General features: G+C 57.8%; 1 protein-coding gene. It reads left to right on the plus strand.

Annotation, left to right across the window (positions count from 1 at the left end; translation table 11 throughout):
* Positions 1 to 59: 59 nt before the first annotated feature.
* Positions 60 to 676: IS110 family RNA-guided transposase (locus AC0L3P_RS39955; RefSeq protein ID WP_473309455.1), on the plus strand; the 617-nt coding region annotated here is incomplete at its 3' end.

Raw genomic sequence — 676 nt, forward strand, 5'->3', positions numbered from 1 at the left:
TGGGATGACCCGCCCCGTCCTCTCAGTCAGACTGAGTTGGCTTTTGAAAGGAGGAAGCAATGAGGACACGGAACAAGCCCAGGCCGGCAACGGTGTTTGGGATCGACATTGGCAAGAACCTTTTCCACGTCGTTGGGCTCGACGCCGCCGGAATGCCGATCCAGAAGGCGACCTCTCGGCGCGATACGCTCTTGCAGTTCTTCGAACGTGCAGGACCGGCTTTGGTGGGGATGGAGGCCTGCTCCGGCTCGCAATGGTTGGCCCGCAAGATCGCCGCCATGGGGCACACCGTTCGCATTATCCCAGCTCAATTCGTGAAGCCATATGTGAAGTCCAACAAAAATGACATCATCGATGCCGCGGCGATCGCCGAAGCCGTGACGAGACCAACGATGCGCTTCGTCGAGCTAAGGTCGCCTGAGCACATTGACCTGCAAGCGCTGCATCGTGTTCGCGATCGGATGATGTCGCAACGGACGTGCCTCATCAATCAGATGCGCGCTTTTTGCCTGGAATATGGGATTGCTATTCACCAGGGCGCCGGCAAGTTCAAGGCTGATCTGCCGAGGGTTTTGGCCGATCACTCGAATGATCTAACCTCGGCGATGCGTCGCATTCTTGCATCTACATTTGACGAGCTGCGGCAGCTGGAGCTGCGGATTGCCGAGGTCAACCG

The organism is Bradyrhizobium sp. WSM4874, assembly GCF_055811835.1.